The organism is Verrucomicrobiia bacterium, assembly GCA_035460805.1.
In the GTDB taxonomy this organism is placed as follows: domain Bacteria; phylum Patescibacteriota; class UBA1384; order CAILIB01; family CAILIB01; genus DATHWI01.
In genome coordinates this window covers 1-7,445 of the sequence record DATHWI010000138.1, presented here as the reverse complement: position 1 = coordinate 7,445, position 7,445 = coordinate 1, and the positions used below count along the sequence as shown (strand labels likewise).

Annotated in this window: 10 protein-coding genes; 5 read left to right on the top strand and 5 right to left on the bottom strand. The window is 52.4% G+C overall.

The genetic code is table 11. The features are described from left to right. Positions 1-227: 227 nt before the first annotated feature. From VLA04_05830 to VLA04_05815, 4 genes are read right to left on the bottom strand one after another with little or no spacing between them, the layout of a single operon-like run. Positions 228-704 (bottom strand): Gmad2 immunoglobulin-like domain-containing protein, encoded by a 477-nt coding sequence (locus tag VLA04_05830; protein ID HSI21182.1) that lies wholly within the window; start codon positions 702-704, stop codon positions 228-230. Positions 705-738: 34 nt separating this feature from the next. Next, positions 739-1,476 (bottom strand): hypothetical protein, encoded by a 738-nt coding sequence (locus VLA04_05825; protein HSI21181.1) that lies wholly within the window; start codon positions 1,474-1,476, stop codon positions 739-741. Beyond that, a complete protein-coding gene (locus tag VLA04_05820) occupies positions 1,476-2,003 on the bottom strand; it encodes a non-canonical purine NTP pyrophosphatase (GenBank protein ID HSI21180.1) in 528 nt (175 codons plus the stop codon). The genes VLA04_05825 and VLA04_05820 overlap by 1 nt, the downstream gene beginning before the upstream one ends. A 10-nt stretch (positions 2,004-2,013) precedes the next feature. Continuing rightward, complete coding sequence (locus VLA04_05815; GenBank protein ID HSI21179.1) at positions 2,014-2,577, bottom strand: ATP-binding protein; 564 nt, start codon at positions 2,575-2,577, stop codon at positions 2,014-2,016. Positions 2,578-2,701: 124 nt separating this feature from the next. Here VLA04_05815 and VLA04_05810 point away from each other — a divergent pair, with 124 nt between their 5' ends. The 5 genes from VLA04_05810 (at position 2,702) to VLA04_05790 (ending at position 7,131) form a co-directional block, all read left to right on the top strand. Further along, positions 2,702-3,172 (top strand): hypothetical protein, encoded by a 471-nt coding sequence (locus tag VLA04_05810; GenBank protein ID HSI21178.1) that lies wholly within the window; start codon positions 2,702-2,704, stop codon positions 3,170-3,172. 160 nt (positions 3,173-3,332) lie between these two features. Beyond that, a complete protein-coding gene (locus VLA04_05805) occupies positions 3,333-4,217 on the top strand; it encodes an SPFH domain-containing protein (GenBank protein HSI21177.1) in 885 nt (294 codons plus the stop codon). A 5-nt stretch (positions 4,218-4,222) separates the two neighbouring features. Beyond that, positions 4,223-5,140 carry an NAD+ kinase gene (locus VLA04_05800; GenBank protein HSI21176.1) on the top strand — a complete coding sequence of 306 codons (918 nt, stop codon included), beginning with the start codon at positions 4,223-4,225 and terminating at the stop codon, positions 5,138-5,140. 192 nt (positions 5,141-5,332) lie between these two features. After that, the gene (locus VLA04_05795) at positions 5,333-6,490 is read left to right on the top strand and encodes a hypothetical protein (GenBank protein ID HSI21175.1); all 1,158 of its coding nucleotides are present in this window, start codon (positions 5,333-5,335) and stop codon (positions 6,488-6,490) included. A 182-nt stretch (positions 6,491-6,672) separates the two neighbouring features. Beyond that, entirely contained in the window at positions 6,673-7,131 is a 459-nt protein-coding gene (locus tag VLA04_05790) for a class F sortase (GenBank protein ID HSI21174.1), read from the top strand. A 40-nt stretch (positions 7,132-7,171) separates the two neighbouring features. On the opposite strand, the gene VLA04_05785 is transcribed toward VLA04_05790, so the two are convergent. After that, a partial coding sequence (locus VLA04_05785; protein HSI21173.1) for a VOC family protein occupies positions 7,172-7,445 on the bottom strand: 274 nt, incomplete at its 5' end.

Sequence of the window (7,445 nt, the reverse complement as noted above, 5' to 3'; positions counted from 1 at the left end):
GGATGCCTCGGGCTTCTATTCCTTGGCTTCATTTACATCGTGCTTCCCATGGTTTGTGCCTTTGCAGTTGGATTCATCATCCCTGCGGCGCAATTTTGGCCAAGTGCATTTGGGTTCTTTATCCTCATTCTCGTGGCAAGGTTCCTTTCGGGACTGGGGAAATGACGAGTCGTCACTATCAATGCCGGTCGGACCATGTGTCCGGCCGGTTTTTTATGTGCAAGGTATTAGCGGAACCTAAGGGGTAGGCTTACCGATTTGTCATTGGCGGGCAGCCCAGACGGGTTGTCCTTCTTCAAGACAAGTTTCCCTGTGTCAGTGGTGGGCGTGGCAAACGTGAATGTTGCGGTGAAGGGGATGGAATCCGTAGTCATCCATTCACCTTGGGCGTGTGCCTGGCCACAGGCAATTTCGGTGTTACTACCATCCAAAATACAGAGGGGGAACTGGCCTTCAAAGAACCAGTCACCCGTAGCGGTGCCGGTAACTGTAAGGGGGCTCTCTATAAGCGCGTTGGGTAACGGTGAGGCAACTTGCACCCCCTGTTCATTGAGAGGGGATGAAGAAGTTGAGGTGGCGGTGGGCGAAGCAGTAGCGGTCGGTTCTGGGTTAGGTGCTTCCTGCTGATTCTTGAGATAAGTCACTACCGCAAAAGCTGCCACAACACCAATGACGATGGGGATGAGAGAGGAGGCTTGTTTCATGCGCACATAGTATCAGAACTATGTGCAAATGCTTTCACTCAGAACTGATGCCAAAGTGAGTATAGAAGTGCCGGATGGGGCATATTGCCTGCAGCTCTTGGTAAGGAAAGGCGGCAGCAATATCTTCCATTGTTTTCGCTTCAGCAACTTTCACTAAGAAGTCTGCGGCCAAGTTCTCTTTTACTGCCCCCGTATGACGTAAGAATTGCCCCCAACGGCGGGTACCGTCAAAGGTGGGTGTGGCGGTTGTGAGTGACTGAATATACTGCTCAGGAAAAAGCCGGCAGTAACTAGGGAGGCTGTAGACCCAGGAATGGCCGGTAACAAATTTTGCATCAGGATGTGCGGTGCTAATGTGTTGGAACATGGTTCTGAGTTCAGCAGTCCGTGCCTCCTGCCGTTCTTGGCTTAAGGGACTTAATGGGGTTCCATCGACATGAAAAGCGGGCGTGGAATAGAAATGAATACGGATAATTTCTTCCTCATCCTTATACTCATAGTCAAAACACCCAAAGGGCCGCTCTGTTTCTTCCCAATCTGGAAGCTTGGCATAAAATGCACACGTCCAATCTAGGGGAGAGGCTGCTGTCGTTAAGCCGTTTGTATAGGTCTTCCAGGCCGCGGGGTTTGTTCCTGCCCGCCCAAAGTTAAATGCCTTATGGAAGTTGGTATGGGTAAGGATGGCCTCCTCAAAGGTGCAGTCGAGGATATGTGCGACCTTGTCTGCGAACGTAAGTTGCAGAGCAAAGAAGTCACGGTAGTTGCTTTTCATTATTTCCCCAGGAAATCGACCAGTTTTTGCACGGCAGCTTTGCGCATACTGGTCTGCCCCTTTTCTTCCATAGTCATTTCGCCGTAAGTCCGGTCGTGTCCGTCAGGTTGAAAAATAGGGTCCCAGCCAAAACCTTCGCCCTTGGGTGCCACGATAGTGCCTTTTACCGACCCTTCAAAATAGTGAATGTCTCCTGACTCAGAGCGGTAGCCAATCCAAGTAGTGGCGTAGGCTGTTTTGTCCTCGTACTTGTTTACCAGGCTTGCCAGTCCCTCATTGCCCAGCTTTTTCAAGAACCATTTAATAAGCGGGCCAGGGAGGCCGTTAAGGCACTCGAGGTAGAGGCCAGTATCTTCCACAATGTACTCACCCAAATTGTGGCCCTCTGCCGCTGTGAGTTTGGCCGCAATAATTTCCTTCGCGTCGGTGGATTGTATCTCTGGCAGGTCAAAATCTACCTGCTCAATGCTGGGGATGAGGGACTGCACTTCTGCAAATTTGCCACTGCTACCGGTAATGAAATGCATGGGGCCTGGGCTAATTCTGTAAGTTCTTCCGTACTTGCTTGAGAATGTCTGTCATATTAACGGTAGCAAAATCGGTGGTGTTGAGGGTAATGACATTTCCCTTCAGGGAGAGGGGCTCCACGGCACCATGCAGAAGTATGTCTTTAAATTCGTCATGATTGGCACCATCTACATGACCGGGGTGGCGTTCGCCCGTACTCACACGCCGCTTAAAACGTTCGAACAAAACCTCACCCTCAGCTGTGCAGAATATCTGTAGGGATATAAACTTGTACTTTTGTTGCCATGCCTGAAAGCGGGGGTTGTCAAATTCGGGTTTAAAATTGCTTTCCAGCAGGAGGGACCTCCCTGCGGCCAGCTCTGTCTCGATTAGGGAGTTCATAATGGTGTAGCTTGCCAGGCCCACCTTTTTGGACCACTCACGGTCACTCCAGCCCAAGGTATCAAAGATAATCTCTTTAATAGAGTCCTTTGTGAGGAGGGGGAGCTTGAGTACAGGGGCAAGCTTCTTGGCCAGGGTAGTTTTCCCTGCCCCAGGAAGTCCCGTGATGATAATGAGGGTCGGTTTTGGCATGAGGGGTTCAGCATAGCAAAAAAGAAGTAAGTTAGGGGCTATCACATTGACAAACTGCCTAAAATGTGGTAGAGTCTCCGCAGATTTGAGAAGGTGAGACGGCTCTCCTTCCGGGCGTTCAAACATGAATAAGAAAACCGCACTTTTCCTAACCTACAACAGCATTGGTGATCCTGGGACGTTTGGAAGCGGCCCTATCGAGCGAGGCGGCAACACCGCCGTTATCGTCCAGCACGGGCGTGGCCAGCAGTGGGGGGTTCCCCAAATGGGCAGCCCCAACCACGTGGACATCGCGCGGACGCTGGTCACAGAACTGGGCAGCCAGCTTCCGGAGTCCCTGGAAAACATCGACCGCGTTGTGGTCTATGTCGGGGACCGAGGTTCCGAAGGTGCGATCGATATCGCATCACGATTCCCCGCTGAGAAAGTCAGCTTTGTCTTGTGCAGGTGCAACATGACTGCCAAGCAGGCGTCGGTGAACCGCAAGTGCAAGGGTGCCCAGGTCATCATGTGTGAGTGTGGCGGAAACAGCACGATGCACAGATTGGTCGAGGCATTCCTCACAAGCGGCGAGCTCTCTGGTAATAGGAACTGACCTATCCCAGCCTACGAAAAGACCCCTACGGGGTCTTTTTATTTTCGTACAAGAAATAGTGTTGACATCCTACAGACTTAGTGTAGATTAAACACATAATTAGTGTGTAAACTACACTAATGACATTGAAAACACGGGAAAACCCGAGGAGTAGGTTCAAATGTTGGGAATTAGCATGTTTCGATATGCCGGTGCTACCGGTCACGTTTTCACACGTTCGGGTGGTTCGTTTGCCAATCGCGGTATTGGTTGGGGCGGCCTCATTGGCCCCACCACCACTGTCGCGGTAGTGCCGACCACCTCGCAAATCGTCCACTTCTCCCTTGAAGTGCACACCAGCGACAAGCAGCAAGTCAGGGTCACCGGCAGTGTCCAGGTTCAATTGGAGCCTGTCAGTGCCAGCAAGGCCTTCGACTTCACGGTCAACCCCCGCAACGGCCAATACGAACAGGCGTGGCAGCCTGACTTGCAAGCGATTGTCACCGAGCAAGTGCTTGGGCCAATCCGCAAGACGGCGGCCAACCTGGACGTCGCATCTGCCGTGAGTTCCCAGTTCGTTTTTGAAACGGACCTGCAGGAACACATGAATAAGGGGAATTCGGCGCTGGCCTCCAAAGGCATTGCCGTAAGCAACTGTTCGGTTGCCGTGGTCACTCCTGTTAACACGGAAGTGGGCAAGGCGCTGGGCGCAAGCGAGCGGGAAAAGTTGTTGATGACGGCGGATATGGCGCTTCACGAGCGCCGCAGCCAGTCCGCTACCAACGAGCGCGCCCTGAAGGAGTACGAAGCCGCTACCAAGTTGGCCCTGGAAGAGAAGCGAGCAGAGCTCGTAACGAAGCAGGGTGAAAACCGGGTTGCCGAGGCCAAGTCTGAGGCAGAAGCCAATGAGATCCGTCTCAAGCCGCTTACCGATATGAACCCTTCACAGGCAATGGCGGCTGCTCTCCTTACGGCAGCGGAAAAGGGATCGCTTAACAACGTCTCCCTGACCACCGACCTGCTGGCAGTCCTTAGGGGCGAAGCCGGTAAGGCTACGGAGGAGTAACCGCTATGGTGGATCGATTTGTTATCGTAACAAAAAGAACCCGCCTGGAAGAGTTGGTTGATGAGTACAGCACCGAGGGCGCAGCGGCGTTCACGTTGGAAATGGCGGGGGATTCAATCTCCCGCTACCAACGGGAGCACCAGCAGTACCAACGGTCGCTCGATGCCATCTACCGTCAGCTTCCTACGGATGCAGGAGTAGTAACGGTGTCACGCTCTGACTTGCCGACCTTTCTCTTCCGGGAGAAAGACCTCGTCATTGTATGTGGTCCCGACGGGTTGTTCGTCAACCTGGCACAGTACTTGGGCGATCAGCTGGTACTGGGTATCAACCCAGATCCCAGGACCATCGCTGGCAACCTTATGCCGTTTGCGGCAGAAGAAGTGGGCGATGTTATCGGCCGCCTTGCTTCTGGCAAGGGCAGGGTTGAAGAGTTGCCGTTTGTAAGGGCGGCCACAGACGAGCAGCACGTGGTCTGGGGCATTAACGATATCTTCGTGGGCCGGTTAGACCATGTCTCGGCCCGCTACAAGATCTCGTTCCAAGGTAGGGAAGAGCACCATTCTTCCAGTGGGGTCATTATCTCCACGGGCGTAGGGTCGCAGGCCTGGCTCCGTTCAATCGTGACCATGGTAGAGGCCCTTACCGACTCTCGCGACCATCTCTTGGCAGACCTGCCAGGCATTACCGACCCAGAGCTGGTGTTTGTCGTACGGGAACCATTCCCGTCCCCGCAAACAGGTGCCTACATTGTCACGGGCAGGGTAGTGAATGACCGGCCGCTGCAGCTCACTTGTGAGATGCCAAAAGGGGGAGTTTTCTTCTCCGATGGTATGGTTGACCAGGCCATGGAGTGGCCGGCGGGCAGCACCTTGACCGTTTCAGTGGGTGAACGTGTTGTTCGCCGGCTGGTAAGGGGTTAGTGGATGAGCTGCATTTCAAGTTCAAGGGGGCGTACAACCGCCCTCTTTTTTTATTTGATAATTCTGGAGGTGGGGACTATCTGAATACAAGTGACCCTCGGGCAAAGGATGGTTTTAATAGCAAAATTAGCATCATCCCAGGTGGCTTGATACTATAACTACATAACAATTACATAGTAGTGGGGTAGCTATATGACATTCTCTCGCCGTCTGATGATCCAGGTAGGGTCCTGTGCTTTGGTACTTATGGCCGGGTTAGTATCGGCACCACTTCCTACATACGCAATATCCAGTACCCAGGGTGTCCCAGACCAGGCCAGCTGTGAAAGTGGCTCCACTACATATACCTGGAATGGGATGGCTATTGCCCGCCCGGTTATTGCTTCTATGAGTGTAGATGGCGAAGTGATTGCGGACCCAACAAACCCAGCTATCGGTTCTATTGGCGCGGCAATCTGTGCAAACGTAGAGCTTGGGCGCCGTTCCAGCCTTTTTGTCTACCACCATGTAGATGCCTTCACAAATGACATGGAACTAAGTGCGGCAGTTACCCCAACTTCGCACGCGGCAATTACCGCAGATTCCAAAATTACCATCACCATGACAAACATGGGCGATCTGGCAAAGTATTTTTCGTTTGCCTTGGTACATGGGCACGTTGATAGTTGGACAACCGCCAATCTGGGGACAGACGCGGCTTCTTTGACGTTCACCTTTTCCCCAGTCCGTACGCCGTTTGGCAGCGGCGATGACTTTGCTTTTTGTACTGCCACACCACCGAACTGTCACGCTACGCAGTCACAGGCAGATGCCCTTAGCGCCTCGCTAGACATGACCTTTGACCAGACAGGGTACGGTTCTAATTTTGCCGGCTCCTACTTTGGGCTTACGGGTGCGATGGGTGGTTGGGTTGAAGCTGCACAGGGTTCAGATGGCGAGCGATCCCTAGTTGCAACGCTTGGTGGCCCTCACTTTTTGGCAGATGGTAGCACTGCAAACGTTGGTAACATGCAGGCTTTCCTTCCTAATGCTGTATTGGAAAACTTGCTAGGGCTGGCGCCTGGTACGGTAAATGTTTCTGCACTCTCACTTACCCGCACGGAGAGTGGCACAACGGGGACGGCACCTTTCACTATTAGTGCAGTTGATGGCGGCGCAGTCATAAATGTGTCAGACATTACCTTTTCCTCACCGGTTTATACCATCAAGAAGGCTGCTGCTGTTGCGGTGCCTGGCTTGCCAAACACTGGTAATGCACCAGTTTCTCCGTATTCAAGCCCTGCCGTTGCCGCCTTTGGTATTGCATCTGCACTTGCAACAGGTCTCGTCCTTGCTCGCCGTAAGTCCTAACATACCTTATGGGGAAATTAGGCAGTGTAGTTACGATTTTAGGCAGTTCTGCCGCCGCTCTCGTTATTGCTGTATCTGCCTTTACCGTACATGAACACCCTGTTTACCCTCAGATAAACCCTGGGGAGGTGAAAGGCGCTCAAACAAGCTTGGGCGATGCTCCTGCGCCTACATTTATCCCAATGCCTTTTCCTAAAATTGGGGTTCCTGTCCGTATCCAAATCCCCGCCATTAAGGTGGATGCTACCATGCAAACGGTTGGCCTCACCAAGGCGGGGGATATGGATGTCCCCGCTAATATCGCTCACGTTGGTTGGTACAAACTGAGTGCGCGCCCAGGAGAGCTTGGTACGGCGGTACTTGGCGGTCACTTAAATGGCAAGCAGGGTCAGGCTGGGGTATTTATTGCCCTGAATGCCATGAAGGCAGGGGATACGCTCTTGGTGACTGACGATGGCGGCCTAACCCGCACATTCAAGGTGCAGAAGGTTAGGGATTACAACTATGACGATCATCCTAAAGAAGTCTTTAACTCTGGGCCAGGTTCGCATATGAACCTCATTACCTGCACAGGTTCTTGGGATACTGAGATCCAGAAGTTTAGTAAGCGGCGTGTTGTGTTTACTACCCTGGTGGAGTAACAAAAAAGGCAGCCACCAAGGCTGCCTTTTAAAAAACGTATTACTTCTGAGCTGCAATGTTCATCATCCAGTCCACATTGTATTTGTCGGTGACACTACCAAAGAGATCGCCCCAAGCCTGCATTTCAATAGGATAAAAGTTCTTCCCACCTACTGCCAACTTGTCGTAGAGCTCACGGAGCTTGGTTTCGTCTGTGCCGTTAAGGGAGAGTGTAATAAAGCTGTCGCCAAAGCTTTCGCGGTCGCTGTCACTTGCCATGAGGTCAATGTCTCCACCTTTTAAGTGGGCGTGCATAATACGGTCTTTTTTTGCC